The organism is Paraburkholderia adhaesiva, assembly GCF_021390575.1.
GTDB lineage: Bacteria > Pseudomonadota > Gammaproteobacteria > Burkholderiales > Burkholderiaceae > Paraburkholderia > Paraburkholderia adhaesiva.
This window is the reverse complement of the sequence record NZ_JAJEJQ010000001.1, coordinates 293,896-320,138: the sequence shown is the minus strand read 5'-3', so window position 1 is coordinate 320,138 and position 26,243 is coordinate 293,896. Positions and strand designations below refer to the sequence as shown.

The 26,243-nt window shown below is 64.1% G+C and carries 25 protein-coding genes; 8 read left to right on the top strand and 17 right to left on the bottom strand.

All coding sequences use genetic code 11. The annotated features are described in order from the left end of the window. Window positions 1-104: 104 nt before the first annotated feature. The 4 genes from ctaD to L0U80_RS01495 all read right to left on the bottom strand — a co-directional run bounded on the left by ctaD (window position 105) and on the right by L0U80_RS01495 (window position 5,461). Window positions 105-1,721, bottom strand: a complete 1,617-nt coding sequence (ctaD, locus tag L0U80_RS01510; protein WP_233862083.1) for a cytochrome c oxidase subunit I — start codon at window positions 1,719-1,721, stop codon at window positions 105-107. A gap of 325 nt (window positions 1,722-2,046) precedes the next feature. Continuing rightward, on the bottom strand, window positions 2,047-3,642 hold the full coding sequence (coxB, locus tag L0U80_RS01505) for a cytochrome c oxidase subunit II (protein WP_233862082.1): 1,596 nt from the start codon (window positions 3,640-3,642) through the stop codon (window positions 2,047-2,049). 83 nt (window positions 3,643-3,725) lie between these two features. Continuing rightward, on the bottom strand, window positions 3,726-4,202 hold the full coding sequence (locus L0U80_RS01500) for a DUF2244 domain-containing protein (protein ID WP_233862081.1): 477 nt from the start codon (window positions 4,200-4,202) through the stop codon (window positions 3,726-3,728). Between the two features lie 281 nt (window positions 4,203-4,483). After that, window positions 4,484-5,461 (bottom strand): methyltransferase domain-containing protein, encoded by a 978-nt coding sequence (locus tag L0U80_RS01495; protein ID WP_233862080.1) that lies wholly within the window; start codon window positions 5,459-5,461, stop codon window positions 4,484-4,486. Window positions 5,462-5,546: 85 nt separating this feature from the next. On the opposite strand from L0U80_RS01495, the gene L0U80_RS01490 reads away from it, so the two are divergent. Both L0U80_RS01490 and trmL read left to right on the top strand, forming a co-directional pair. Further along, a complete protein-coding gene (locus tag L0U80_RS01490) occupies window positions 5,547-6,368 on the top strand; it encodes a ComF family protein (protein ID WP_233862079.1) in 822 nt (273 codons plus the stop codon). A 52-nt stretch (window positions 6,369-6,420) separates the two neighbouring features. Beyond that, the gene (gene trmL / locus L0U80_RS01485; protein WP_233862078.1) at window positions 6,421-6,891 is read left to right on the top strand and encodes a tRNA (uridine(34)/cytosine(34)/5-carboxymethylaminomethyluridine(34)-2'-O)-methyltransferase TrmL; all 471 of its coding nucleotides are present in this window, start codon (window positions 6,421-6,423) and stop codon (window positions 6,889-6,891) included. Between the two features lie 18 nt (window positions 6,892-6,909). Here the strand turns inward: trmL and L0U80_RS01480 are convergent, their stop codons facing one another. The 5 genes from L0U80_RS01480 to L0U80_RS01460 form a co-directional block, all read right to left on the bottom strand. Further along, complete coding sequence (locus tag L0U80_RS01480) at window positions 6,910-7,446, bottom strand: O-acetyl-ADP-ribose deacetylase (protein ID WP_233862077.1); 537 nt, start codon at window positions 7,444-7,446, stop codon at window positions 6,910-6,912. Window positions 7,447-7,500: 54 nt separating this feature from the next. Continuing rightward, complete coding sequence (locus tag L0U80_RS01475) at window positions 7,501-8,502, bottom strand: NAD(P)H-dependent glycerol-3-phosphate dehydrogenase (RefSeq protein WP_233862076.1); 1,002 nt, start codon at window positions 8,500-8,502, stop codon at window positions 7,501-7,503. A 26-nt stretch (window positions 8,503-8,528) separates the two neighbouring features. Then, window positions 8,529-8,999, bottom strand: a complete 471-nt coding sequence (gene secB, locus L0U80_RS01470; RefSeq protein ID WP_233862075.1) for a protein-export chaperone SecB — start codon at window positions 8,997-8,999, stop codon at window positions 8,529-8,531. A 200-nt stretch (window positions 9,000-9,199) separates the two neighbouring features. After that, window positions 9,200-9,463: a glutaredoxin 3 gene (gene grxC, locus L0U80_RS01465; protein ID WP_124152298.1), complete on the bottom strand. Its 264-nt coding sequence runs from the start codon at window positions 9,461-9,463 to the stop codon at window positions 9,200-9,202. Further along, window positions 9,460-9,885: a rhodanese-like domain-containing protein gene (locus tag L0U80_RS01460; RefSeq protein ID WP_233862074.1), complete on the bottom strand. Its 426-nt coding sequence runs from the start codon at window positions 9,883-9,885 to the stop codon at window positions 9,460-9,462. The genes grxC and L0U80_RS01460 overlap by 4 nt, the downstream gene beginning before the upstream one ends. A gap of 235 nt (window positions 9,886-10,120) precedes the next feature. Between L0U80_RS01460 and gpmA the strand changes: the two genes are divergently transcribed. From gpmA to L0U80_RS01445, 3 genes are all read left to right on the top strand, one after another. Beyond that, the gene (gene gpmA, locus L0U80_RS01455; RefSeq protein WP_233862073.1) at window positions 10,121-10,867 is read left to right on the top strand and encodes a 2,3-diphosphoglycerate-dependent phosphoglycerate mutase; all 747 of its coding nucleotides are present in this window, start codon (window positions 10,121-10,123) and stop codon (window positions 10,865-10,867) included. 398 nt (window positions 10,868-11,265) lie between these two features. Next, complete coding sequence (locus tag L0U80_RS01450) at window positions 11,266-12,831, top strand: S41 family peptidase (protein ID WP_233862072.1); 1,566 nt, start codon at window positions 11,266-11,268, stop codon at window positions 12,829-12,831. A 163-nt stretch (window positions 12,832-12,994) separates the two neighbouring features. Then, the gene (locus tag L0U80_RS01445; protein WP_233862071.1) at window positions 12,995-13,750 is read left to right on the top strand and encodes a HesA/MoeB/ThiF family protein; all 756 of its coding nucleotides are present in this window, start codon (window positions 12,995-12,997) and stop codon (window positions 13,748-13,750) included. A gap of 100 nt (window positions 13,751-13,850) precedes the next feature. Here L0U80_RS01445 and ptsP read toward each other — a convergent pair whose 3' ends face one another. From ptsP to L0U80_RS01410, 7 genes are all read right to left on the bottom strand, one after another. Further along, a complete protein-coding gene (gene ptsP, locus L0U80_RS01440) occupies window positions 13,851-15,590 on the bottom strand; it encodes a phosphoenolpyruvate--protein phosphotransferase (RefSeq protein ID WP_233862070.1) in 1,740 nt (579 codons plus the stop codon). A gap of 223 nt (window positions 15,591-15,813) precedes the next feature. Further along, window positions 15,814-16,083, bottom strand: a complete 270-nt coding sequence (locus tag L0U80_RS01435; RefSeq protein ID WP_233862069.1) for an HPr family phosphocarrier protein — start codon at window positions 16,081-16,083, stop codon at window positions 15,814-15,816. 78 nt (window positions 16,084-16,161) lie between these two features. Further along, window positions 16,162-16,635 (bottom strand): PTS sugar transporter subunit IIA, encoded by a 474-nt coding sequence (locus tag L0U80_RS01430; protein WP_233862068.1) that lies wholly within the window; start codon window positions 16,633-16,635, stop codon window positions 16,162-16,164. 436 nt (window positions 16,636-17,071) lie between these two features. Continuing rightward, window positions 17,072-18,025: a glutathione synthase gene (gshB, locus tag L0U80_RS01425; RefSeq protein ID WP_233862067.1), complete on the bottom strand. Its 954-nt coding sequence runs from the start codon at window positions 18,023-18,025 to the stop codon at window positions 17,072-17,074. Between the two features lie 109 nt (window positions 18,026-18,134). Then, window positions 18,135-19,424: a glutamate--cysteine ligase gene (gshA, locus tag L0U80_RS01420; protein ID WP_233862066.1), complete on the bottom strand. Its 1,290-nt coding sequence runs from the start codon at window positions 19,422-19,424 to the stop codon at window positions 18,135-18,137. A 291-nt stretch (window positions 19,425-19,715) separates the two neighbouring features. Further along, window positions 19,716-21,179, bottom strand: coding sequence for an ammonium transporter (locus L0U80_RS01415; RefSeq protein WP_233862065.1), 1,464 nt, complete (start codon window positions 21,177-21,179; stop codon window positions 19,716-19,718). A gap of 134 nt (window positions 21,180-21,313) precedes the next feature. Next, complete coding sequence (locus tag L0U80_RS01410; RefSeq protein ID WP_124152309.1) at window positions 21,314-21,652, bottom strand: P-II family nitrogen regulator; 339 nt, start codon at window positions 21,650-21,652, stop codon at window positions 21,314-21,316. A 545-nt stretch (window positions 21,653-22,197) separates the two neighbouring features. On the opposite strand from L0U80_RS01410, the gene L0U80_RS01405 reads away from it, so the two are divergent. Together L0U80_RS01405 and L0U80_RS01400 are read left to right on the top strand one after the other, a co-directional pair. Beyond that, complete coding sequence (locus tag L0U80_RS01405; RefSeq protein WP_028227733.1) at window positions 22,198-22,455, top strand: accessory factor UbiK family protein; 258 nt, start codon at window positions 22,198-22,200, stop codon at window positions 22,453-22,455. 141 nt (window positions 22,456-22,596) lie between these two features. Continuing rightward, the gene (locus L0U80_RS01400) at window positions 22,597-24,141 is read left to right on the top strand and encodes a YifB family Mg chelatase-like AAA ATPase (RefSeq protein WP_233862064.1); all 1,545 of its coding nucleotides are present in this window, start codon (window positions 22,597-22,599) and stop codon (window positions 24,139-24,141) included. A 347-nt stretch (window positions 24,142-24,488) separates the two neighbouring features. On the opposite strand, the gene L0U80_RS01395 is transcribed toward L0U80_RS01400, so the two are convergent. Continuing rightward, a complete protein-coding gene (locus tag L0U80_RS01395; RefSeq protein ID WP_233862063.1) occupies window positions 24,489-25,121 on the bottom strand; it encodes a hypothetical protein in 633 nt (210 codons plus the stop codon). A 139-nt stretch (window positions 25,122-25,260) separates the two neighbouring features. On the opposite strand from L0U80_RS01395, the gene L0U80_RS01390 reads away from it, so the two are divergent. Further along, on the top strand, window positions 25,261-25,806 hold the full coding sequence (locus L0U80_RS01390; protein WP_124152311.1) for a redoxin family protein: 546 nt from the start codon (window positions 25,261-25,263) through the stop codon (window positions 25,804-25,806). Window positions 25,807-26,243 lie beyond the last annotated feature (437 nt).

Sequence of the window (26,243 nt, the reverse complement as noted above, 5' to 3'; positions counted from 1 at the left end):
TTTTACTGGAGCCCGCGGCGCGTTGCCTGATCGTGCCACGTTCATTCGCCTCGGACTTCTGGCTGCGTGCGCCACGCACGCAGCCGTAAATCACCATCGACGAATCACTCGACCGTCGGCGGATTTTCGAAGGTGTGGAACGGCGCCGGGCTCGGCACGGTCCACTCGAGGCCCGTCGCACCGTCCCACGGCTTGTCCGGCGCCTTTTCGAGTTCGCCAGCGCCGCGATACGCGGGCAACGCCACGGCGAACAGGAAGTACACCTGAGAAAGTCCAAAGCCGAACGCGCCGATCGAAATCACCTGGTTCCAGTCGGTGAACTGGGCGGGATAGTCCGCGTAGCGGCGCGGCATGCCAGCGAGCCCGACGAAGTGCATCGGCAGGAATGCCAGGTTGAAGAAGATCAGCGAACACCAGAAGTGGATCTTCCCGCGCGTCTCGTTGTACATCCATCCGGTCCACTTTGGAGACCAGTAATACCACCCCGAAAATAGCGCGAATAACGACCCCGCCACCAGCACGTAGTGGAAGTGCGCGACGACGAAATACGTCCCGTGATACTGGATATCGAGCGGCGCCATCGCGAGCATCAGGCCCGAGAGGCCGCCGAACGTGAACACGATCAGAAAGCCGACTGCGAACAGCATCGGCGTTTCGAAGCTGAGCGAGCCGCGCCACATCGTGGCGATCCAGTTGAACACCTTCACGCCAGTCGGCACGGCGATCAGCATCGTCGCGTACATGAAGAAGAGTTGCCCCGTGACCGGCATGCCGGTCACGAACATGTGGTGCGCCCAGACCATGAACGAGAGAATCGCGATCGAGGACGTCGCGTAGACCATCGAGCTATAGCCGAACAGCGGCTTGCGCGAGAACGCCGGGATGACCTGCGAGACGATCCCGAACGCCGGCAAGATCATGATGTAGACCTCGGGGTGCCCGAAGAACCAGAAGATGTGCTGGTACATCACGGGATCGCCGCCGCCTGCTGCGTTGAAAAAGCTCGTGCCGAAGTGGCGATCGAACAGCAGCATCGTGATTGCACCCGCGAGCACCGGCATCACGGCGATCAGCAGGTACGCGGTGATGAGCCACGTCCACACGAACATCGGCATCTTCATGAACGTCATGCCCGGCGCGCGCAGGTTCAGGATCGTGACGATGATGTTGATGCTGCCCATGATCGACGACGCGCCCATGATGTGCACCGCGAAGATCGCGAAGTCCATGCCGGGGCCCATCTGCGTCGAGAGCGGCGCGTAGAGCGTCCAGCCCGCGGCGGTCGCGCCGCCCGGCGAGAAGAACGAACCGACCAGCAGACACGCGGCGGCGGGCAGCAGCCAGAAGCTGAAGTTGTTCATGCGCGCGAACGCCATGTCCGACGCGCCGATCTGCAGTGGCACCATCCAGTTCGCGAAGCCGACGAACGCCGGCATGATCGCGCCGAACACCATGATGAGACCGTGCATCGTGGTGAGCTGATTGAAGAACTCGGGCCGCATGATCTGCAGGCCCGGCTCGAACAGCTCCATGCGGATGGCGAGGGCCATCACGCCGCCCGAGAGGAACATGACGAACGAGAACAGCAGATATAGCGTTCCGATGTCCTTGTGGTTGGTGGCGAAGAGCCAGCGCCGCCAGCCGTGAGGTGTCTCGTGGGCATGGTCGCCATGAACGTGACCGTGGCCGTGACCTGCTACATCGTGTCCGATGCTAGACATGTGTCTCTCTCCTGTCGCTGGCACTTGGCGCTTTAGTGCTTAGTGCCATCCCACGCAAAGCGGTCCGTGGCGCCTGGCGCTCTAGCGCCTTGCACCATCCCATGCACAAGCCATCGACGGCACCTGGTACTTATTCTTGTCCTGTAGCCCTTGGTGCCATCCCATGCGAAGCTCTCGATCGCAGCCAGTCTGTCGACCCGAGTCAGTGCTTCACTGCCGACTCAGCGCCCAGGCATAGCACTTACGGTGATCCCATCGTGCTTGCTGCGATCCCTTGCAAGTCAACTGCAACAGCGGTTCCTGCCATTTATTCCCGATCGACAGTTCAGCCCGCCGCGCTGATTTCCACGCGACGTGCTTCTTTGGCGTTGCCGCCGCCCGTGATCGTTTCTGGCTTCTTGAGAATAATCCGGTCTTCCGCGATACCCGCCGCCTTCATCGCGTCGCGAACCGCCTGCGCGCGATGCTTCGCGAGTTCCTCGTTAGCACTGGCGTTGCCGCTCGTGTCCGTATAGCCCGAGAGTGTGAACTTTGCGTCCGGGTGAGTCTTCGCATAGTCGGACGCGGCCGTAATCGCGTCCTTCGCGTCCGCGGGCAGCGTGCTTTTGCCGATGTCGAAATAGATGGTGGCCGGCAACGACGCGCTAGTCTGCGCTGCACCCGACGCCTCACCGGCACCGCTCGCCACCGCTTCGGCACCCGCCGCGCCGGCGGCGGCAGTGTGATCGACGCCTTCGGGCATCTTGCCGTTGCGCGCGTCCGTGACTTCACGCGGCTGCAGAACGTCGTTCGTATGGTTGCCCCACGAATTGCGCTCGAACGTAATCACGGATGCGATCTCGACGTCGTTAAGCGTAGGCCCCCACGAGGGCATCGCGTTCTTGCCATGGAGCACGATGTCCACGTGCCCCGCGATCGGACCATTCGCAATCTTGCTGCCATCGAGCGCCGGGAACGCGCCCGCGCCCTTGCCCGTCGGCTGGTGGCAGACCGCGCAGTTCGACATGTACACCTTCTCGCCGCGCTCCTTCAGTTCGGCGAGCGTGTAGGTCTTGCTGGGATCGTCCGCAGCGGAAGCCATCTTCGCTTTCTGCGTCTGAACCCACTTCGCATAGTCTTCGTCCGAGAGGACTTCGACCACGACCGGCATGAACGCGTGCTCCTTGCCGCACAGTTCCGTGCAGAAGCCGCGGAAGGTGCCGGTCTGCTCGGCCTTGAACCAGGTGTCGCGCACGAAGCCTGGAATCGCGTCCTGCTTCACGCCGAACCTGGGCACGTACCAGGAATGCACGACGTCGTTCGCGGTCGTGATGATGCGGATCTTCTTGTTGACCGGCACCACGAGCGGGTTGTCGACTTCCTGCAGATAGGTCTCGGTGATCGGCTCCTTGCCGTTCACTTGCGCTCGCGGCGTGCTGAGCGTCGACAGGAAGCTGATGCCCTCACCCGGCCCCTTTACGTAGTCGTAACCCCACTTCCACTGGTAGCCGGTGACCTTGATGGTGATATCGGAATTGGACGTGTCCTTCATCGCGACGACAGCTCGCGTGGCGGGCAGCGCCATCAGCACGACGATGATGAACGGCACAACCGTCCACATGATTTCGACGGTCGTACTTTCGTGGAAGTGCGCGGCCTTGTGGCCCTTCGATTTTCGGTGAGCAAAGATCGAATAGAACATGACCCCAAACACACCGACGAAAATCACGGTGCACAGGATCAGCATCGTCGTATGGAGGCGGTAGAGTTCCTCGGCGATCTTCGTCGCGGGCGGTTGCAGGTTGATCTGGTTGACCCGCGGACCGCCGGGACTATCACCAACCGCCAGGGCCGCGCCGGCGAACAAGAGTCCGCTAAGTGCCAGCACGCCCGAAAGGGCTCGCTTGATTGTTTTCATCGCTTCCTTACCCATAATTTCCATTCAACCCTCGACCCCGCAGGAAGGTTTTGCGTCGTGCGCATGGTCCATGTCGATCGCCCGGCCCCCCGGACGATTCGCAGCACTCACACGCCGCACGCGAGCCACACACGCAGTTCCCGCGCGAACTGCGCACGCCGGTATTGCGGCAAATGCAACCCGACGACAACCGACTGGCCGCGGGACACGAGACGCACCAGATCGCGAGGTGTCGCGCCCGGTTCGACCCGGACCCAGCGGGGATCGAATTCGAACTGTGAGAGCTTATCGGCGCTCACCTGTTCGATCACCAGCCGGTTCGGATACAGCCTGATTCGTTCGTAATCGACAGCATGGCGCGCATAAATGGCAAATGCGCCTCCCACTGCCAACAGCTCGATGCCTGTGAACGGCAACACCAGCCAGGCGCCGTTGATCAACTGCAGGACCGCGATCGCAATGGATACGACTGCCAGCGATGCATAGAAGTACATGAATTGCCTGGGCGAGACCGAACAGTTGCGCTTCATGGTCCAGTCCTTGAGGACCGGCGCCGGACTCGCCAGCAGATCAGACGTCTGCATCGCTGCCTCCTGCCGCCCACCACTGCTACAACCTGAGACTATCGCCGCCCGGCGCGTGGCACAACCTCGCACAACACTGTAGGGATAAGCCCCACACGCACCGGAATTGGGGACCCTTCTGCGTGTCAAACTGACGCATTATAGGCGCGAACCCTGGCACCCACAAGCCGAGTCAAGACCGCTGAAAACCCTTATCGGACAAGGCTTTACGCGATCTCAATATATTTTTCGGGGCGCCTTCCGGCTGCCAGTAACCACCTGGCGAAAACCCCATTACCGTCTCATCGACTCCTTGCTGGACCACGGCCAATGTCCTCGATACGGACGATGCCATGCCCTTCTGCTGTCGTGCGCGGCACGGCCTTCCAGGCGTGCCCATAGATGATTTCGAAGGTGAGCGGGATCGTGCCCGCATCCGGTCCGTCGTTGCGCTTGCGCGCTTCGAGCGCGGCGACGAGCGCACGATGCAGGCGGCGCGCGGCGTGGCCGGTGTGGTCATCGCGCTCGAACGGATAGGCGCCCCAGCGACGCACATCGGCGAGGAGCTTCTCGGCCGACCGGTAGGTGACGGTGATCGTCTCCTGGTCCATCACCGGAATCTCGAACCCGTTTTCGACGAGCATATCGCCGAGATCGTGCATATCGACAAAGTCGATCACATGCTTGCGCGTAGGTACACCGTGCGCGGCCTCGACCTCGGCCCATGCACCGCGCAGTTCCTTGAGAGTGTCGGGGCCGAGCGTGCTGAACATGAGCAGGCCGTTCACCTTGAGCACGCGCTGCCATTCGCCGAACACGAGGTCCGGACGCGGGTGCCAGTGCAATGCGAGGTTCGACCAGAGCAGTTCGAAGGCGCCGTGCGCGAACGGCAGTTCGCCGAAATCAGACTGCGCGAAACGCGGGCCACGCGAGCCGAGCGCCCGGCCGATGGACGTGGGCAGGAAACGCCGCCAGCTCGTGTCGCCCGCGTCGTGATGCAACGCGCGCTGGAGCATGGCGAAGGAGAGATCCGTGCCGAAGACGGGCGCTTCGGGGAAGCGCTCGCGCAAAGCGGGCAGGTCCTCGCCGGTTCCGCAGCCCACGTCGAGCACGCTCGCAGGACTCACCTTGATGTAGTCGAGCCGCTCGCGCATGCGCTGGGCGATTTCGCGGGGCAGGAAAGCGACCTCATCGAAGGTCGCGGCACGGCGGTCGAAAATGCGCCGCAGATAGCGGGAATCGTAGGCCGGACGGCCGGGTCTGGTTGGAGACAGGGACATGTCGGTCGTATTGGCGAAGTGTGCGAAGTATACTCGTTCACTCCCATCGTTTCAGTTCGCGCGCTCGTGCGCGGGCCGCCCGTCAATGTCGCCTGCGCCATCGCCCGCACCGTCGTCTCTTGTGCTGTCCGCTATCCGTCGCGCAAGCCGTAGTGCTAGTTTGCGCGTCTGTCGGAGCGTGCGGTACACCCCGTGGCAACGGCTCGCCCAGTTCGCACTGCCCAATCTGTGCGCATTATGCGGCAATTTGTCGCGCAAGGTGCTTTGCAATAACTGCGATGCGATCTGCTGGAACGAGCCACGCGTGCGCTGCGCTATCTGTGCGATGCCGCTTGCAGGCACGCGACGCCGTGCAAGCGGGCCGCGTTGCTGTTGCGGCGCGTGCATGGAGGCGCCGCCAGCGTTCGACGCCACGCTCGCGCTCGGCGATTATCGGGCGCCACTCGACCTGCTGGCGCGTGGCCTGAAGTTCCGTGCACGCCTCGCAATGGGCGCCGCGTTCGCGCGACGGCTCGCGCAGGAAGCCGATGACGCCCTCGATCCCTCTGGGCGCCCCGACGTGCTCGTGCCGGTGCCGCTTTCGCGCGAGCGGCTGATCGAGCGCGGCTACAACCAGGCATGGGAAATAGCGCGCCCGCTAGCGCAAGCACTCGGCATACACGCCGACGCCACACTCGTGCGCCGCGTGATCCACACGGCGGCGCAGTCGCGGCTCGATAGCGATACGCGCCGCCGCAACGTGGAGCGCGCGTTTGCGCTGACAAGGCCGGTGCGCGACCTGCACGTAGGCGTGGTCGATGACGTGATGACGTCCGGTGCCACGCTCGACGCGCTGGCGCACACCCTAAAGTCCGCAGGCGCGCGGCGCGTGACGAATTTCGTCGCGCTGCGCACGCCGAAAGACTGACGCCCCCGACCGGCACAACGAATACAACCGCTTTTCATCGACTTTTATCACCATGTTCAACGTCGTTCTTGTCGAACCGGAAATTCCGCCGAATACCGGCAATGTGATCCGCCTGTGCGCCAATACGGGCGCGCGGCTGCATCTGATCGAGCCACTTGGCTTCCCGCTCGACGATGCAAAGATGCGCCGCGCCGGCCTCGACTATCACGAGTACGCGCAAATGCACGTCCACCGCGACTGGAACGCGTTCCTCGCAGCCGAGACGCCCGATCCGTCGCGCATGTTCGCGTTCACGACACGCGGTTCCGGGCGCTTTTACGCGCACGCGTTCCTGCCTGGCGACTGGTTCGTGTTCGGTGCTGAGACGCGCGGCCTGCCCGACGCAGTGCTCGGCAACTTTCCGAACGAACAGCGCGTGCGCCTGCCCATGCGGCCGGACAACCGCAGCCTCAATCTCTCGAATACGGTTGCGGTCGTCGTGTTCGAGGCGTGGCGACAGGCGGGGTTCGAAGGCGGCGAATGAAGGGCGGCGGGGGCCGCGTCACGGCCGCCGCGTGAGCGCTACGAGTTCGCGCTGGTAGCGCGCGTGCATCGCGTCGTCGAAGCAGGCGAAGATCACGTATTCGAGTTCGGGATGCGCCGGCAACATGTCGATCACCGTTCGCGTTGCGATGACGACGGCGTCATCGGCGGGAAAACGGTAGACGCCACAACTAATTGCCGGAAACGCGATGCTGCGCACGAGCGCGTCGTGCGCGCATTCGAGCGAGCGCCGGTAGCACGAGGCGAGGAGCCGCGCCTCGTCCTGAGTGCCGCCGTACCAGACCGGTCCGACCGTATGGATTACGTGCTTCGCCGCAAGCCGGTAGCCGCGCGTGATCTTGGCGTCGCCGGTAGCACAGCCACCGAGCGTCTCGCACTCGCGCAGCAGATCGGGCCCGGCAGCGCGATGAATCGCGCCATCCACGCCGCCGCCGCCCAGGAGTGAGCCATTCGCGGCGTTGACGATCGCATCGACGTCGAGCGTGGTGATGTCCGCCACGCGCGATTCGATCCTGCAGTTTCCGATGGTGAGCATATCGACCTCCATCTGCGTAGCAGCAGCGAGCGCCCGAGATGCGGGATGCGCGCCCTACTCCGCTTTCGCGTCGCGCCTGAGAAGCGCGCTCACGGCGTCGCGCGGCGCGACACCGTCGAACAGCACGGCACATACCGCCTGCGTGATCGGCATCTCGATGCCGTGTTCGCGAGCGATCGCAAGCACGGCCTGTGCGCAACGCACGCCCTCGGCGACATGACCGAGCGCGCCGAGAATGTCGTCGAGCGTGCGGCCGCTCGCGAGCTGCATGCCCACGGTGCGGTTGCGCGACAGATCGCCGGTAGCGGTGAGAATGAGGTCGCCGAGGCCAGTCAGCCCCATGAACGTTTCCGCACGACCGCCAAGTGTCACGCCGAGGCGCGTCATCTCCGCGAGGCCGCGCGTGATGAGCGCAGCGCGCGCGTTCAGGCCGAGCCCGAGACCGTCCGAAATGCCGGTCGCGATGGCAAGCACGTTCTTGACCGCACCGCCCACCTCGACGCCGACTACATCGTCGCCGGTGTAGATGCGCATCGCACGGTGATGGAACGCGCCGAGCGTGCGCTCGCGGCACGCCGCCGATGCACTTGCGATGGTCAGCGCCACGGGCAGACCCGCGGCCACTTCGCGCGCAAAGCTCGGTCCCGAGAGCACACCGTTGCTGCCATGATCGGGCAACTCAGCGGCCACGACCTGATGCGGCAACAACTGCGACTCCGACTCGAAGCCCTTGCAGAGCCAGACGAAGTGCGCGGGCACACGGCCCATGTCGCGCATCGTTCGCAACATGCCGCGCAGGCCCGCGACGGGTGTCGCGAGAACGACGAGCGCCGCCTCGCCCGACGCATGGTCGAGCGCAGCGGCGAGATCCGTTTCGTACTGAAGTGTTTGCGGCAGCGAGACGCCCGCGAGATAGCGGGCATTCTCGTGCGACTTCGCGAGGGTGCCGATGAGCGCGGCGTCGCGCGCCCACAGCACCGTATCGTCATGCGCGCGGGCCAGATGACCGGCCAGCGCGGTACCCCACGCGCCGGCGCCGAGAACGGCGACTTTCATTGCGTACTCCGCACCGGTGGCTGGGGTTAGTGCGTGGCGCTGCTTTGCGCCGCGCCGTCTTGCTGCGCGAGCTGCTGCAGGCGTTGCTCGTAGAGCGCCTGGAAGTTGATCTCGGCGAGGTGGATCGGCGGGAAGCCGGCGCGCGTGATCGCGTCGGCGATGTTCGAGCGCAGGTACGGGAACAGGATCGTCGGGCAAGCAATGCCGACGAGCGGATCGAGCTGCTCGGCCGGAATGTTGCGGATATCGAAAATGCCGGCTTGCTTGGCTTCGATCAGGAACGCGACCTTGTCCTTCACCTTTGCGGTGACGGTGCCGGTAACGAGAATCTCGAAGACGGATTCGGCGAGACGCTCGGCCTTGACGTCGACTTCGACTTCAACCGCGGGCATGTCCTGCTCAAGGAAGATGGCCGGCGAATTCGGCTGCTCAAGCGACATGTCCTTGAGGTAGATGCGCTGGATGTTGAAGAACGGCTGGTTGTTCTCGTCAGACATGGTGATTGGCTTCCCTGAATAAATGGATTGCCGCATCGAAGTGCGTGCAAACGACTAGCAAACTACCTGCAAACTATGCGGAAACTGCGCGCACAACGTGCGTCACGGTGTCCCGTACGACAACAAGCCCGCGCGGCCTTGCGGCTAGCGCGGGCATGACACTCTGAAACGCACAGAGTCTGGTGGCGCAGCGGCCGGACTCAGGCTGCCTTTTCGAGCAGCGGCATCAGGCCACCGGCGCGATCGAGCGCGGAGAGGTCATCGTAACCGCCCACGTGCGTCTCGCCGATGAAAACCTGCGGCACGGTCCTGCGGCCGGTGCGAGTCATCATTTCCTCGCGACGGGTCGGGTCCCGGTCGATCAGCACTTTTTCGATGTGCTCGACGCCGCGCGACTTTAAAAGACGCTCGGCCATCTGGCAATACGGGCACACCTGCGTGCTGTACATGACTACCTTGCTCACTTCGAGCCTCCTTGTTTCACGACCGGCATGCCGGCCTGTTGCCAGGCGTTCACACCGCCGTCCAGGACGTGGACCTCGGCAAAACCGGCGTCCTTCACGAGGCGCTGTGCCTTGTGCGACTGCTGGCCCGTCTGGCAGACCAGCAACACCGGATTGCTCTTGTTCTTCCCAATCTGGGCCACCTTGGCCTCGAGTTCGCCGAATTCGATGTGGCGAGCCGAGGGCAGGTGCCCCTTCGCGAAGTCCTCTGCGGAACGCAGGTCGATCACCACGGCATTGCTGCGGTTGATCAGTTGCGTCGCCTCGGCGGCCGAAACGCCGCCGCGCCCGCCGCGCTGAAGCGTCGGCCACAGGAGCAACGCTCCTGAGATGAGGACGATCGCGATAAGAACAAGGTTGATGTAATTGGTGAAGAACGTCACGGAAGGTCCGCCGGAAAAAAGGGAGAAAGCGAGGGAAATCCAGATCAGGCAATCCGCTCATTATAAAATAACCGTTTGTCGCGGGGGTGGTGCACCCCTGCCCGGGACCAACGGGCGCAAGAATGCCAGCCTGGTACCGCCCCGGGACCGACCTGGTACCAGCGCCGAGCCGCCCCCGGCGGCGCGGTGCGCCCCGTCCCCGATTACCGCTTCCTCACTACCGACCGGCATCCCCATGTACAAACTCGTACTCATCCGCCACGGCGAATCGACGTGGAACAAGGAAAACCGCTTCACCGGCTGGGTCGACGTCGACCTCACCGAACAGGGCAACCTCGAAGCCCAGCAGGCTGGCCGCCTGCTCAAGGATTCCGGCTATACGTTCGACATCGCATACACGTCGGTGCTCAAGCGCGCGATCCGCACGCTGTGGCACGTCCAGGACCAGATGGACCTGATGTACCTGCCGGTCGTGCACTCGTGGCGCCTGAACGAGCGCCACTACGGCGCGCTTTCGGGTCTGAACAAAGCCGAAACCGCCGCGAAGTTCGGCGACGCGCAGGTTCTCGTGTGGCGCCGCGCCTACGACACGCCGCCGCCCGCCCTCGAGCCGACCGACTCGCGCACGTCGTACAACGACCCGCGCTACGCGAAGGTCCCGCGCGAAGAACTGCCGCTCACCGAGTGCCTGAAGGACACGGTCGCGCGCGTGCTGCCGCTCTGGAACGAGTCGATCGCGCCGGCCATCAAGTCGGGCAAGAAGATCGTGGTCGCCGCGCACGGCAACTCGATCCGCGCACTGGTGAAATATCTCGATAACATTTCGGATGACGACATCGTCGGCCTGAACATTCCGAACGGCGTGCCGCTCGTGTATGAACTGGACGAGGACCTCAAGCCGCTCAAGCACTACTATCTGGGCGATGCCGATGCGATCGCGAAGGCGCAGGCCGCCGTCGCGAATCAGGGCAAGGCGGGTTAATCGAGCGTTTGACGGCATTTGCCTGCCGGTTGCAGGCTTTTTCCGTTTTCACCCGACCGGACGATCCGCCTACCTTCGCGGCCGGCGGGTCCCGGCCGGTTCTCCCGCCGTGTGGCCCGGTGCTTCAACGCCAGACCCGGCGGCCCTCCGCGCGCTTACGCTGTCGTTGGGACTCACCCGTTTCCGCTCGTCTTGCTGGCAAAACTGCCAGCTTCGCGCCAGTGCGCGCTTTAAGTCTGATTTCAGTCGAACCGGCTACATTGTCAGTGTAGAACCCGCATCCCGGGTTCCATATGCGCTGCACGGCCAAGTGTGCAGTTATACTTGTCCGTCATATTTGTCCGTCGTTTTTCCAATAGACGCTGCCCGGCACCTAACGACCGCACGCAACAACCTCTATGCGAAAGAACCTGAAAAACATCGGCCTGATCGCCGCTGGCCTGGCTACTGGCGTATTTGCAACCCTGCAGATTTCCGCCTCGGCCCAGACGACCAACACCGAGCCGCTGCCGCTCGATCAGCTGCGGCTCTTCGCCGAAGTGTTCGGGCAGATCAAGCATGAGTACGTCACTCCGGTCGACGACAAGAAGCTGCTCACCGCCGCGATCAAGGGCATGGTGGCAAGTCTCGACCCGCACTCCTCGTATCTCGACAAGACCGACTACCAGGAGCTGCAGGAACAGACCAAGGGCCGCTTCGCCGGCCTTGGCATCGAAATCTCGTCGGAAGACGGCTTGATCAAGGTGATTTCGCCGATCGAGGACACGCCCGCGTTCCGCGCCGGCATCCGTCCGGGCGACCTCATCACGCGCATCAACGACAAGCCCGTGCGCGGCATGACGCTCGACCAGGCCGTCAAGCAGATGCGCGGCGACCCCGGCACGAAGGTCACGCTCACGATCTTCCGCAAGACCGACGACCGCACGTTCCCGCTGACCGTCACGCGCGCCATCATCAAGGTGCAGAGCGTGAAGGCGAAGGTCCTGCAGCCCGGTTACGCGTACGTCCGCATCACGAGCTTCCAGGAGCGCACGGTCCCCGACCTCGCCGCGAAGCTGCAGGACATCGCTCGCCAGGAGCCGAACCTCAAGGGCCTGATTCTCGACCTGCGCAACAACGGTGGCGGCCTGCTGCAGAGCGCCGTGGGCGTCGCGGGCGCTTTCCTGCCGGGCGACTCGGTGGTGGTCTCGACGAACGGCCAGATCCCGGACTCGAAGCAGGTCTATCGCGACACCTACGAGAACTACCGCCTGCCCTCGTTCGACGGCGATCCGCTGAAGAACGAAGCGGCCGAGTTCAGGACCGTGCCGATGGTCGTGCTGACGAACGCGTACTCGGCGTCGGCGTCGGAAATCGTGGCCGGTGCGCTGCAGGATCACAAGCGCGCGCTGATCGTCGGCAAGACGACGTTCGGCAAGGGCTCGGTGCAGACCGTCCGCCCGATGACGGCCGACACGGCGCTGCGCCTCACGACGGCGTACTACTACACGCCGACCGGCCGCTCGATCCAGAACAAGGGCATCCGTCCTGACTTCGCGGTCGACCAGTACGCCGACGGCGACCCGGACGACGCACTCGTCACGCGCGAAGTCGACTACTCGAACCACCTCGCGAACACGCAGGATCCGAACGAGAAGAAGGAGCAGGATCTGCGCGAGCAGGAGCGCATGGACATGCTGCGCCAGCTCGAAGAGGAGAACGACAAGAAGACGCCCGAGCAGCGCCAGAAGGAACGCGACCGCAAGCCGGTCGAGTTCGGCACGCAGGACGACTTCATGCTCCAGCAGGCCGTGAACAAGCTGCAGGGCAAGCCCGTCGTCCAGTCGAAGTCGCCGATGGAGCGCCGCCTCGCACAAGAGAAGCCTGGCTCGTCGGCGTCCGCGCCGATCGCTGTCAAGCCGGCCACGCTGATCATGAAGGACGCTCCCGCGTCGGCGCCGGCTGCGGCCCCGGTGTCGAAGTAACCACTCTCGCAGCACACGCCCCCGGGCCGTCACAAGGCGGCCCGGAGGCAACTCCCCCCGCGCGGCTACAATAGCGAAACCCGGCGAAACCCAGCGAAACCGGAATCACGCCGCGCCCACGGACTCACGATCGGTCGCGACGCCTCTCTCCCCGCGCATCGCGATGAACGACGATCAACTCCTCCGCTATTCCCGCCACATCCTCGTCGACGAAATCGGCATCGAAGCGCAGCAGCGCTTTCTCGACGCGCACGCGCTCGTCATCGGCGCGGGCGGGCTCGGTTCGCCCGCGGCGATGTATCTCGCGGCATCGGGCGTGGGCACGCTCACGCTCGTCGACAACGACACCGTCGATCTCACCAACCTGCAGCGGCAGATCATGCACGAGACGGGATCGGTGGGTCGAGCCAAGGTGGAATCGGGCCGCGACGCTATTGCACGGCTTAATCCCGAGGTGAAGGTGAACATGGTGCAGACGCGCATCGACGACGCGTGGCTCGATACTCACGTGAGCGCTGCGACGGTCGTGCTCGACTGCACCGACAACTTCGCCACGCGCCACGCGATCAATCGCGCGTGCGTCGCGCATCGCGTGCCGCTCGTCTCGGGCGCGGCGCTGCGCTTCGACGGGCAGATCAGCACGTTCGACTCGCGCAATCCCGCCTCGCCCTGCTACGCGTGCGTGTTTCCGGAAGATCAGCCGTTCGAGGAAGTTGCGTGCTCGACGATGGGTGTGTTCGCGCCCACTGTGGGCATCATCGGCACGATGCAGGCCGCCGAGGCGCTGCGCGTGATCGGCGGGATCGGTGAGACGCTCGTCGGCCGGCTCATGATGCTCGACTCGCTACGCATGGAATGGAATACGATGCGCATCGCGCGGCAGCCGGACTGTCCGGTCTGCGGCGAGCGTCACGCATGAAAAAAGCCCCGGCATGCCGGGGCTTTTTGTTTGCGCTTATCTGTTTGCGCTTATCTGTTTGCGCTGATTTGTACGCACTGACACCACACCCGCGCGCGGCTTACGCCTCAACCACGCGCTTTAGCGCCGATTGCAGTTCCTCGGGCTCATAAGCGGCGAGCACATCGGCCACCGGCTTTTCCAGCGCCTTCAACTGCGAGCGCAAAACCTCCTGCTTCACGATAAGCAACTGGCTCGGATGCATCGAGAACTCGGTGAGCCCCATGCCGAGCAACAGACGCGTGAACGCCGGATCGCCCGCCATCTCCCCGCACACCGACACCGGCACGCCCGCGCGCTTCGCTTCGCGCAGCGTGTGCGCAATCAGCTGCAGCACCGCAGGATGAAGCGGATCGTAGAGATCGGCGACGGCGTTATCGGCGCGATCGATCGCGAGCGTGTACTGGATCAGATCGTTCGTGCCGATCGACAGGAAATCGAGGCGCCGCAGGAACATCGGCAAGGCCAGCGCCGCCGCAGGAATCTCGATCATCGCGCCCACCTGGACGTTCGGATCGTAGGCGATACCGGCATCGTCGAGCTGGCGCTTCGCTTCGCGGATCAGGTCGAGCGTCTGGTCGATCTGCTGCGCGTGCGCGAGCATCGGAATCAGAATCTTCAACGTTCCGAACGCCGACGCGCGCAGCATCGCGCGCAGTTGCGTGAGGAACATCTGCGGCTCGGACAGGCTCCAGCGGATCGCGCGCAGGCCCAGCGCCGGATTCGCAGCCGTTTCATAGCCATCGCCCGCGGTCATTGCGTCGAGAGGCTTGTCCGCGCCCACGTCGATCGTGCGAATCGTCACGGGCAGTCCGTTCATCAACTCGACGGCGCGCCGGTAGGCGAAGAACTGCTCATCCTCTTCCGGCAACTGGTCCTTGTGGTTCATGAACAGGAACTCGGTGCGGAACAGGCCCACGCCGGTCGCGCCGGCATCGAGCGCGGCCTGCGCATCGTCGGGCAGCTCGATGTTCGCGTAGAGCTGGATCTTCGTGCCACACAACGTTTGCGTGGGCGAAAACTTGAGCCGCTGCAACTTGCGCCGCTCGAGGACCATCTCGCTTTGACGGTACGTGTATTCCTCGAGCACGATCGGCGCGGGATCGACGATCACGATGCCGTGATCTCCGTCGACGATGATCAGATCGTCCTGGCGAATCAGCGTGCTCGCGTGCTGCACGCCGACCGCCGCCGGAATGCCGAGGCTGCGCGCCACGATCGCCGTGTGCGAGGTGCGTCCGCCGAGATCCGTGACGAAACCGTTGAAGCTCTGCGTCTTGAACTGGAGCATGTCGGCGGGTGCGATGTCGTGAGCGACCACGATCATTTCATCGCAGCGGCCATGCAGCGCGGCCGGCGAAGCGCCCGCGAGCGCCTTCAGCACGCGTTCGACGACTTGCTCGATGTCGGCGCGGCGCTCGCGCAGGTACTCGTCCTCGATCTCGTCGAAGTGGCGCGTCAGCCGTTCGAGCTGCTCGGTAAGCGCCCATTCGACGTTATAGCGCCGGGTGCGGATGAGATCGATGGTCTCCTGGACGAGCATCGCATCGCTCAGGATCATCAGGTGGACACCGATAAACGCGCCCATTTCAGACGGGGCGTCGGCCGCGAGATCGGCGCGCAGCGTGTCGAGTTCCTTCTCGACGAAGGCAAGCCCCGCGCGAAAACGCTCGATCTCGGCATCGATGTTTTCGTGTTCGATCAGATAGTGGTCGACGTCGAGCGCGGCCGGAGCGATCAGATACGCTCGCCCGATGGCGATACCGCGTGACACGGGAATTCCATGCAGCGTGAACGGCACGCGCACCTCCTCTTTATGTAATGCCGCGGCAACCCGCTGCAACGCTCTCTCAGACCCCGGCACCAATTATAAATTCCGCGCGACTCGCGTGCCGCCTGGCAAACACCCGATCACCGGGACACAGCGCCGCGCGATAGCCGATTGATAGCCCATTACGTGAGCACAAACAAAAACGCCGCGGACGAACCGCGGCGTTTCGACGTTGCGCGACGTCAAGCGCGGATCACTGGCCTTCGCCGAATTTGTCGGCGATAAGCTTGAGCATCGCGCTCATGGCGTCCACTTCGTCGGGGCCTTCGGTTTCGATCAGCACCGTGCTGCCGATCCCCGCCGCCAGCATCATCACGCCCATGATGCTCTTCGCATTGATCCGGCGGCCGCTGCGGCTCATCCAGATCTCAGACTGAAAATTGCCTGCCAGCTGGGTCAGCTTCGCCGACGCGCGCGCGTGCAGGCCGAGTTTGTTCACGATTGTCGTTTCTTGTTGCAGCATAGGTTCGGTCCGGGCGCAGTGTGTTGGTCTTGGGCTGGTTCGGTTTGCTGGTTCGGGAGTGTGTCGCGGTGGCGGCGCTCACGCGCCGGCCGGGTTCGTCTTGCTGGTGACGGCCTCGCCACAGGGTGTCGGCGCGCAGCCGCACTCGTTCGCCGGTGGCGGCACGGCCGGACCGATCAACTGGACACCGTTGCCCGCGCCGGTCAGCGCTTTTTCGACCAGCATGTCGAGCGGCGTGGCGCGATAGCAGACGGCGCGCACGAGCATCGGCAGGTTCACGCCCGCCAGCACCCGCACCTGCGGGAGCGTCGCGAGCCGCGCGGCGATGTTCGATGGCGTCGCGCCGAACATGTCGGTGAGCACGAGCGCGCCGTTTTCTTCGCGCAGACGCTCGACTTCCGCGTTGGCCTGCTGGACGACCTCAGCCGGATCGCTGTCGGGAAGCACGTCGAGCGCGCCGATGCGCGCGGGACAGCCGCCGTAGATGTGTGCGATGCACTCGCGTAGTGCGGTAGCGAGCGGTGCGTGCGCGATGATCAGAATGCCTGCCATGTCAGTACTCGCCGGGCTGCCCCAAGAGTACAGACGCCCACTCGGGGGGTAGCGACCAGCGGGAGCGTGGGGGTAGTTTCATTTCAGCCTGACTGCAAAAAACGGCTTCAATTATGGCCCGGATCGATCCCGTCGATCGCTTCCGGCAGCGCCGAACCTGGGACCAGCCGTAAGCCCACAGGGTCGGAACACGCTCCGCGAGGCGGCGCCATGGACGTCGTAACTGACGCCCGGCGGCCTGCCCGGGACGCGGGCTCGCGGCATTGTAGCAGGGTCATTTTGACGCGAGCCGAACTGTTTTGCTCGCAGAGTATTCGCGCCACAACAGGGAGCGGCGTGTGCAATCCGGGTTGCCTCGAACGCGGCGCCGCGAGCACGAGCGTTGTTCGCCGCCCCGTCCGCTCCTGTATCGAAGATGATGGCGCGACGCCTCGATTCAAGCCGCCGCGCGCTCCAGCGCGTCGATGAACATCGCGGCCACGTCGAAGCCCGTCTGCTCCATGATTTCGCGAAAGCAAGTCGGACTCGTGACGTTGACTTCGGTGAGCCAGTCACCGATCGCGTCGAGGCCGACGAGCAGCAAACCGCGCGCCGCGAGCGTCGGCCCGAGCGTCTTCGCGATCTCCATGTCGCGCGCGGTGAGCGGCTGTGCGCGGCCGAGACCGCCCGCGGCCAGGTTGCCCCGCACCTCGTTGCCCTGCGGAATACGCGCGAGCGCATACGGCACGGGCTCGCCGCCGATCAGCAGGATGCGCTTGTCGCCGTCCTTGATCTCGGGGATGAACTTTTGCGCCATCACGCTGCGCGCGCCGTCCGCGCTCAGCATTTCGATGATCGAACCGAGGTTCATCCCGTCGGCCTTCACGCGGAACACGCCCATGCCGCCCATGCCGTCGAGCGGCTTGAGGATCACGTCCTGATGCTCTTCGTGAAACGCGCGCAACCGCGCGGCGTTGCGCGTGACGAGCGTAGGCGCGACGAACTGCCCGAACTCGCCGATGGCGAGCTTCTCCGAGTGATCGCGGATCGCCTGCGGACGGTTGAAAATCTTCGCCCCCGCGCGCTCGGCCATTTCGAGCAGCCATGTCGACGTCACGTACTCCATGTCAAACGGCGGATCTTTGCGCATCAGGATCGCGTCGAAGCTCGTGAGTTCGCGCGACGCCTTCTGCGCGACATACCAGCGCTCGCGATGCAGGTCTGCCCCGTCGCCGACGATCTCGAAGTGCCGCACGTCCGCCTCGACCTTGCCATCGACCCATGCGAGGTGCTGCGGCTCGCACGCGTAGAGCTTGTGGCCGCGCCGCGCGGCCTCGGCCATCATCGCGTAGGTCGAGTCCTTGTAGATACGGAACCGCTCGAGCGGATCGGCGATGAAAAGAATGTCCATGTAATCCCTGTAGCGCCCGTCACGGGCGCTGTTTATCCGTAATGCGAAAGAATGCCCGAAAAGGGCTTAATGCGTGCAGCAGCGGCACGCACCCGCGCGCGCAGGCCTCTCAGACCTGGATCGCTTCGGGATCGGTCTTCTCCAGTTCGACCGACGCCGCCAGCAGCCCGAGACGGGCGACCACGCCATACATGTAGAAGCGGTTGGGCGGCGCGGCGCCGGGCTTTGCACGCGTGTCGGGCAGCGCCGTGTGCTCGAAGCCGAGCGGCACAAAGTGCATGCCGGGCGCGTTCAGGTTCTGGTCGCGCTCGCGGCTGCCGTGCGCACGGTAGAAACCGCCGACCACGTAGCGGTCGATCATGTAGACGACCGGCTCGGCCACTTCGTCACCGATGCGCTCGAACGTGTAGACGCCTTCCTGCACGATCACGTCGCGCACTTCGAGTCCATCCTTGGAAGCGGACATCTTCGCACGTTCGCGCTTCGTGAGCGCGGCGACCTCGGCGGCGTCGTGCACGGTCATCACGCCGCGGCCATCGGTGCCCGCATCGGATTTGACGACAACGTAAGGCTTCTCGGTGATGCCGTACTCGCGATACTTCTTCGCGATCTTCTTGAGCACCGCATCGATCGCCGTGGCGAGCGCATCCTCGCCCGTGCGCGCTTCGAAATCCACACCTTCGACGTGCGCGAAATACGGGTTGATCATCCACGGATCGACGCCGACCATCTTGGCGAACTTCTTGGCCACGTCGTCGTAGCACGCGAAGTGGGTCGACTTGCGACGGACGGCCCAACCCGCGTGCAGCGGCGGCAGCAGGTACTGCTCGTGCAGGTTCTCCAGCACGGCCGGAATGCCGCCCGAAAGGTCGTTGTTCAGAAGAATCGAGCACGGGTCGAAATTCTTCAGCCCGAGGCGGCGCGGCGTGCGTTCGAGCGGTTCGAGCACGATCTTCTGGCCGTCGTCGAGCGAGATCGTCACCGGACCGGCGATGGTTTCGTCGAGCGTACCGAAGCGCACGTTCAGGCCGGCCTGACGCATGATCGTCGCGAGCCGTGCGACGTTTTCCAGATAAAACGCGTTGCGCGTGTGCTGCTCGGGAATCACGAGCAGGTTCTTCGCGTCGGGGCAGATTTTCTCGACCGCGGCCATCGCGGCCTGCACGGCGAGCGGCAACACTTCCTGCGGCAGGCAGTTGAAGGCGCCGGGGAAAAGATTGGTGTCGACCGGCGCGAGCTTGAACCCGGCGTTGCGCAGATCCACCGAACAGTAGAACGGGGGCGTGTGCTCCTGCCATTCGAGGCGGAACCAGCGCTCGATGGCGGGCGTCGCATCGAGGATGCGCTGCTCCAGTTCGAGGAGCGGGCCATTCAACGCCGTAACCAGGTGCGGGACCATAAACTCGTACTCGCGGACTTTGAGCAATGAAAAGATTGCAGGGAAACCCGGAGCCTATATGGGGACGATTCCGCGCGATGCAAGACCGAACAACCTTACAACCAGCAAGGTCTGCAGGCAGCCCCGCGCACCGGATCACATGCCCTGCCTGTCATTGCATTCTGGACCGCGCCAGCCCGCGTGTGCAATGGGCGCGAGCGCGGCGCCCCAAAAGAAAAAAGGCCCGCCGTGCAGGCGGGCCAGACTCGCAGCGCTGCTTACCTGTTCAGGTAAACGCTTGAGGGAAGTGCGTTATTCGACACGTTCGCCGTGAAGGATCACGTCGAGGCCTTCGCGCTCTTCTTCTTCGGTTACGCGCAGGCCCATCACCATGTCGATGACCTTCAGAAGGACGTAGCTCACCACGCCGCTGTAGATCAGCGTCGTCAGGACACCCTTCGCCTGCAGGACGATGCTGCCGTCGGCGCCGCCGATGTCCTTGACCGCGAACACGCCGGTCAGGAGCGCGCCGATGATGCCGCCGATGCAGTGCACGCCGAAGGCGTCGAGCGAGTCGTCATAGCCGAGCTTGCCCTTGAGCCAGGTGGCCGACCAGAAGCAGATCACGCCTGCGGCCACACCGATCACGAGTGAGCCCGTCACGCCGACGAAACCCGAAGCCGGCGTGATCGCGACGAGACCCGCAACGGCGCCCGAAGCAATACCGAGTACCGACGGCTTGCCCTTGGCGATCCACTCCGCGAACATCCAGCCGAGCGCGGCGCAGGCGGTGGCGACTTGCGTCACGAGCATGGCGAAGCCGGCACGGCCATCAGCTGCGACTGCCGACCCGGCGTTGAAACCGAACCAGCCCACCCACAGCATCGCGGCGCCCATCAGCGTGAGCGTGAGGTTGTGCGGTGCCATCACTTCGCGGCCATAGCCGACACGCTTGCCGAGCACGAGGCAGCACACGAGGCCCGCGATACCGGCGTTGATGTGAACCACCGTGCCGCCTGCGAAGTCGAGGATGCCAGCCGACGCGAGCCAGCCCGACGGTTCCCAGACCATGTGCGCGATCGGCGAGTAGACGATGATCGACCACAGCGTCATGAACACCAGCATCGCCGAGAACTTCATGCGGTCGGCGAATGCACCCGTGATGAGCGCCGGCGTGATGATCGCGAACGTCATCTGATAGACGAAGTACACGGTCTCGGGGATGGTCGGCGCGAGGTGGCTCACGGTGAGCGTCGTCGCCTTGTCACCCTTGATGTAGTTCATGCCGTGAAGCATGAGGCGCGAGAAGCCGCCCAGGAACGAGCTGCCCGGCGTGAACGCGAGGCTGTAGCCCACGACCGTCCAGACCACCGTGACGACACAGGTAATCGCAAAGCTCTGCATGAGCGTCGCGAGCACGTTCTTCTTGCGGACCATGCCACCGTAGAAGAGCGCCAGACCCGGGATCGTCATGAACAGCACGAGTGCGGTGGAGGTGAGCATCCACGCGGTATCGCCGGAGTTGATCTTCGACGAATCGAGCGAGAACGGCGCGGTCGGCGCGGCGGGCGCCGCATCGGAGGCCGCAGCCGCAGCCGACGCGTCAGCGGGTGCGCTGGCGGCGGGCGCGGCAGCGGGGGCCGCCGCCTGTTCGGTTGGGCTCGCCGCAGCGGGCGCGGTGGCGGCGGGTGCCGAGGCGTCGTCCGCCAGCGCAGCACCGATGCCGCCGGCCAGCAGCGAGCCGGCCATCAGCAGGGACATCAAAAATTTACGCATCTTGGTTTCCTCTTTCCTCTTGTGTCTGTCTCTGTCGCTGTCGAGCAGCGTTGGCGTGTCGACCTGAGCGGGCGTTCCAGCGCTTGCTCAGATGCCATGGCGCCTTACGCTGGTCCCATGAACGAAGTCCTGCGTCACAGGGCGTCTGCGCCGGTCTCGCCGGTGCGGATGCGGATCACTTGTTCGACTGCCGTAACGAAAATCTTGCCGTCGCCGATCTTCCCGGTGCGGGCCGCGCGCTCGATCGCCTCGATCGCCTGCTCGACGATTTCGTCCGAGACGGCAGCCTCGATCTTCACCTTCGGCAGGAAGTCGACGACGTACTCCGCGCCGCGGTACAACTCCGTATGCCCCTTCTGGCGGCCGAAACCTTTCACTTCGGTCACAGTGATCCCCGAGACGCCAATGGCCGACAAAGCCTCCCGCGCCTCATCGAGCTTGAACGGCTTGATGATTGCTGTAATGAGTTTCATGTAGTCCTCGCTGTGGTTGCTTCATCCGTTGTTTGCATATGCAACGGGCGCCGGTTGGGTCGATCACACCTCGCCGACGCACCGCGAGCCAACTGCTGTTCGGTGCGCGCGGCAGTATTAGCAACACTCGTGCCACCTTCTGACGGCGGCACGTTGACGCGCTTGCCTGCAACAATCGCGCAAGGCGTGGACAATGCGGGTCCGCGGGGCGGAGAGGCGTGCCGCACAGGCCCTGGCCGGACGGCCAGTGAAGGGTCTGCGCGGTGGCATCGCAGGGGGATCGTTGATACAGTGTCCTCAGGCTGTGCGGGCGCGCAGGCCGCACTGCAAGGCCCGTTGCGGGGCTTGGCGAAGCGTCGGCGCGCATGCTTGCAGCCCGCTGATTCGCGGCGGACAGGAACACATGTCTGATGCACTTACGGGCGTCGCCGCGAACGCAGATCCGCACCAAGATTGGTCAAAAGCGGGTGCAAACGGGTGCAAGCGGGTGCAACGCACAGGCGAAACGAAACATGCACATATTTTGTGCAGCGAAGGGGAAACGAATGAAACAACCGAACGATGTATTCAATGATCTGCAGAACCGCGTGAGCGAACTGCTGAAGAACTCGCCCGCGCGCGATGTAGAGCGCAATGTGCGTGCAATGCTTTCGCAAGGCTTTTCGAAGCTTGAACTCGTGACGCGCGAGGAATTCGACGCACAAACGCAGGTGCTCGTGCGCACGCGCCAGCGCCTCGAAGAACTCGAGCGTCGCGTTGCAGAACTCGAGCAGAAGCTGCCCGTAACTGGCCAGTCGTCCTGATCAATTGCGTCCACGCACTCACGGCAAGCGAGCCGTAGCGTAATCGCAATGGAACCGTAAAGGCGCGTCACGGCCTGTTCACGCCAGTGGCAGGCCCGGACTGCCGGGCGCATGCCCGGGCGCCTTCCTTCGGAGAATCCCATGTCGCTTGCCGTGGTGCGCTCGCGCGCGCCGGCGTCTGGTCGCGCGCCGGAAGTTACCGTCGAAGTCCATCTCGCCAACGGGCTGCCGTCGTTTTCCATCGTCGGCCTGCCCGATCTCGAAGTTCGCGAAAGCCGCGAACGCGTGCGCGCCGCGCTGCAGAACTGCGGCTTCGATTTTCCCGTGCGCCGCATCACCGTCAATCTCGCCCCGGCCGACCTGCCCAAGGAATCCGGACGCTTCGATCTGCCGATCGCACTCGGCATACTCGCGGCGAGCGGGCAAATCCCCGTCGCTGCGCTCGACCATCGCGAATTCGCAGGCGAACTCTCATTGACCGGTGCCGTGCGGCCGATGCGCGGCGCCTTCGCCATGGCGTGCGGGACGGCGCGGAGGGCTTCTGGCGAGACTGGTTCGATATCGCCGCCCCAGCTCTATCTACCTGCGGAAAATGCAAACGAAGCCGCGCTCGTGCCGGGCGTCGACGTCTTTGGGGCCGCCGACCTGCGCACGCTCTGCGCACATCTCAGCGGCGACGAGGGAGCACGGCTCGCACCCACGCGCGCAAGCGCACTCGACGCAGGCGCGTCTGCCGCTGCGCCCGACATGGCGGATGTGATCGGCCAGCGTGGCGCGCGGCGCGCACTGGAAGTCGCGGCGGCCGGCGGACATCACATGCTGATGGTGGGACCGCCAGGCGCGGGCAAGTCGATGCTGGCAGCGCGCTTGCCAGGCCTCCTGCCGCCGATGACGGATGCCGAAGCGCTCGCCTCGGCCGCGCTGCTCTCGGCAAGCGCGATTGGCTTCTCGCCGCAGCAATGGCGACGGCGGCCGTTTCGCGCGCCGCATCATTCTTCGAGTGCGGCCGCCCTGATCGGCGGGCGCAATCCACCACAGCCTGGCGAAATCACGCTCGCCCATCTGGGCGTACTGTTCCTCGACGAAATCCCGGAATTCGACCGTCACGTACTGGAGACGCTGCGCGAACCGCTCGAAGCCGGCTCGATCACGATCTCGCGCGCCGCGTGGCAAACCGATTTCCCCGCCGCTTGCCAGCTCGTCGCGGCGATGAATCCGTGCCCGTGCGGCTGGCGCGGCGATCCCTCGGGGCGCTGCCGCTGCACGCCTGAAGGTGCGGCGCGCTACCTGCGCAAGCTCTCGGGGCCGCTTCTCGACCGCATCGACATCCAGATTGAAATTCCCGCGCTGCCGCCCGCCGAACTCGCGGGCCGAGCGAACACGCCCGCCGAACCGAGTGCGGTCATCGCAGCGCGCGTGGAAGCGGCACGCGAGCGCCAATTGCTGCGTCAGGGGAAAACCAACCGGGAATTGAGCGGCCGCGACGCCGACGAGGTCTGCCGTCCCGACGCCGCTGGGGAATTGCTGATGCGGGAGGCCGGCGAACGGTTCGGCTGGTCGGCGCGCGCGTATTACCGCGTGCTCAAGGTGTCGCGCACGATTGCCGATCTTGCAGACGCCTTGATGCCCACCGCGGTCCACATCGCGGAAGCAATCCAGTATCGCCGCGCCCTTGCCGACCGTTAGCCTGGGCAAGGCATCAAAAAAGTACGAGCGTCATCACAACGTCAAAAAAACAGTGTCAAGACTTGACTTATGCACATTGCGTCATATCGGTCACTAATTTGTGAAATACGCTCATTCGCTCGAACCATGCTCCGCAACCCATTGAATTAAATGAACTTTGAGAATTGCCGAGAAGCCGGGCAAAGTAACTAAAAGCCCGCAGGACGGCCCTCTGCGGGTAGTTCGCTTACCTTTTCCACAAAGTTATCCACAAGATCTGTGGGTAACCGGTAAACACCCAATCAAATCCGGGCACTAGCGCAAAGAGCTACGATGAAACTTTCACTCGCGCCGGTGGTCGTCTGCCATTAATGGAGCCTGAACGAGCGAAAAAACTGGTCGACCTGCTCGACCGACGGCTCGGCACGGCCCACGATGGCAACCTCGTAAACCCGCGTGCCCTTCGCCACGAGGCGCGCGTGGATCGTGCGGGTTTCTCCCTTCTCCCCCGCTTTGCCAGTCAGCCGCATTTCGATGCCCCCGATTGCCCCACCCGTCGCCACCGGCACCGCAACATCGCGAGCGTCGGGCGCCACGCCCACGTTACGCGCCAGCCCGTCCCGCAAGAACGCGAGGGCCTGCTGCTGCGTCTCGGACCGGGCGTCCGGCAGGGCCACCGTACCAACGACGAAGAGCACGTCGTTCACCTCTGCCGTCTGCATGCGCATGTGCATCGGCGTGCCAGCGATCTCGACGTCGCGCTGATCCGACCTCGGCTTCGCGGGCAGGTCCACGCTGTATCCGCTCGCGTCGTTCGACACGGTTCGCCAGTCGTAGGTCGGTGAACAGGCCGCCAGTACCCCCGCTGCGACGCAGAGGCGCAGGGCGAGTGCCGCGGCGCGGACCCCGGAGGCACGACGCGCGCATGAAAAAGCGTAGAGACGGCGCCCGACAGGACTCAGCGACAAGCCGCAGGCACGGCGAAAGACGGTCAGCAACATGAGGCGTCAGGATCATGGCAGTGAAAGGTACGGAACATTATCCGTTGCCCGCCCGACGCATCGAAGCCGGCAAACCCTATACCGGGAAAATCGGCGCTAGAATGTTTCGGCTTGCATTTCGGTGCCCGAGATTCCAATCATGACTGCTGCCTCCCCGACTCCCCCGTCCGCCCCGAATACGCGCCGCATGAGCGCGATTTACCGCATTGCCGCTGTGCTGATCGTCGGCGCAGTCGCTATTGCCGGATACTTCGCATTCTTCGGCAGCCAGCAGCGTGTGCCCGACGCGACCTTCACCCTGCTCTCCGGCCAGAAAATTTCCACCGCCGACCTGAAGGGCAAGGTCTATCTCGTCAACTTCTGGGCGACGAGCTGCGAAACCTGCATGCACGAAATGCCGCAGATGGTTCAGACCTATAACCGCTTCAAAGGCGAAGGGCTGGAATTCGTCGCCGTTGCGATGAACTACGATGCGCCCGTGTACGTTGCGAACTACGCGCAGACGCGCAATCTGCCATTCAAGGTCGCCATGGACGACGGCTCGGCGGCGAAGCAGTTCGGCAATGTGCAGCTCACGCCGACCACCTTCGTCATCGATCGCAACGGCAAGATCCTCAAGCGCTACGTTGGCGAGCCGCAGTTCTCCGAACTCGACCAGTTGCTGCAGAAGGCGCTCGCTACCTGAGCGCGCTTTATGAGTGGTTCACGTCGTGCAAACGGCAGCGGATCCTCCGCTGCCGTTTTTGTTTTAAGTCGCGCGTTTTCGGGTTGCTGCCCGACGCCAGGCCGTCGCGGCGGACCTTCTCGTAGGGCGTGACCTTCGCCACATGCAACTGTGTGGCGGCCTGCGCCTCGCTGAACGGGCGCTCGGCGATGTCGCGTTCCCGCGTCGCGTCGTGCGGCAGGATCGAGGCGGCAAAAAATTTGTGCCTTATGAGCGCGCTCTATTTTGTCAAATAGGATTCCAAAATATTGTCGAGCGCGTCGCTAAAGCAAATCGCCTGACGACGGCAGCAAGCGCTCCCCGGCACTGCCAATCGGCACGCGACATAGCAAGCGAACGGATTGATTCGATTCGCGCGCGGCTACATGCGGCCAAACAGCGTGTTGAGCGAGTTCCTC